The organism is Janthinobacterium sp. PSRC1-1, assembly GCF_049897525.1.
In the GTDB taxonomy this organism is placed as follows: Bacteria; Pseudomonadota; Gammaproteobacteria; order Burkholderiales; family Burkholderiaceae_D; genus Janthinobacterium; species Janthinobacterium tructae.
The window spans coordinates 1-749 of sequence record NZ_JAFCWK010000033.1 but is presented as its reverse complement, the minus strand read 5'-3'; the positions used below and the strand labels follow the sequence as shown (position 1 = coordinate 749).

1 protein-coding gene is annotated in these 749 nt (G+C 57.3%); it reads right to left on the bottom strand.

The features are described 5' to 3' along the window. Nucleotides 1-29 precede the first annotated feature (29 nt). The coding region (locus ACP7DW_RS28650) for an IS3 family transposase (RefSeq protein ID WP_426057771.1) at nt 30-749 on the bottom strand (720 nt) is incomplete at its 5' end.

The window sequence follows — 749 nt, the reverse complement described above, 5'->3', positions numbered from 1 at the left end:
TGTCCAGTCCTAAAATAGGTTGACAGTATTTACTGCTGTAGAAACGCCCGATGCACCGCATCGGGCGTTTTGTATTGCAAGGCCGTATGCGGCCGTTCCTGGTTATAGATGCGCACCGATTGCGCCACCATTTTGCTCGCCTGCTTCAGGTCCGCAGGTCGATTCAGCAGGAACTCGCCTTTCAGAATGCCGTTGATACGTTCGGCCAGCGCATTCTGATAGCAGTCGTAGCCATCTGTCATGGAGCAAGTCAGTCCGTGACGACGATGAATTTCCTGATAGTAAGTCGAGCAATACTGGATGCCCCTGTCTGAATGATGGATCAGCGGCGTCTTGCGCTGTCGCGCTCGCAGGGCCATTTTCAGGGCCTCGCTGACTTCCTCGGTTTGCAAGCTCGCGTGCACATGGTAGCCCACGATTTTGCGCGAGTAGGCATCCGTCACCAAGCTCAGATAGACGAATTTTCCGGCGGTCGGGAGGTACGTGATATCGGCTACCCACACCTGCTCCGGCTGCGTGGCAAGCACTTGCCCCGGTCCCTCCTTGAGCAAGTTCGGATGGCGCCGGAAGCGGTGATGGCTGTTCGTGGTCTTGTGATAGGCCCGCTGCGGTTGCACCAGCAGCCGCTCCTGCCGCAAGATATCAAAAAGCCCATCGCGCCCCATTTTGATATTTTCCCGGGAAAAGGCTGCACCGAGCATGCTATGCAGCTTGCGCGTGCCGATGCGCGGCTGGCGCAGGCGTATCGG